The organism is Bradyrhizobium sp. Kon69 (genome assembly GCF_055807515.1).
Genome location: NZ_JBVVOS010000256.1, coordinates 1 through 299 on the forward strand (window position 1 = coordinate 1; position 299 = coordinate 299).

Sequence of the window (299 nt, forward strand, 5' to 3'; positions counted from 1 at the left end):
GGATCAGGGTCAAGGGGCAATCCTGTGGCAGAACATCCGAATCACGCAGACGCATCACCGCGGCAGCCACCATGAACAGGTGCGCCAACTTTTCACCCTTGGCTTCCAGGCGTCCACCGAGGCTGGCGGCCACATAGCCACCAAACGAGAAGCCCACGCGATGTCCCATGTCTGGGTGGGTTCGTTGACCACTTCGGTGCTGGCCTTGATGCCCTCGCCCACATTGTGGAAGAGAGTGGTAGTGACGTCGCTCAGTTGCCATTTCTCGCCATCGTACTGCGCGCGCTTGGCGAAACTGG

At 60.2% G+C, this 299-nt stretch carries 1 protein-coding gene; it reads right to left on the reverse strand.

What is annotated here, in order from left to right; genetic code table 11:
* Nucleotides 1-54: 54 nt before the first annotated feature.
* On the reverse strand, nucleotides 55-299 hold a 245-nt coding region (locus AC0L3U_RS39060), incomplete at its 5' end, for a hypothetical protein (protein ID WP_473365068.1).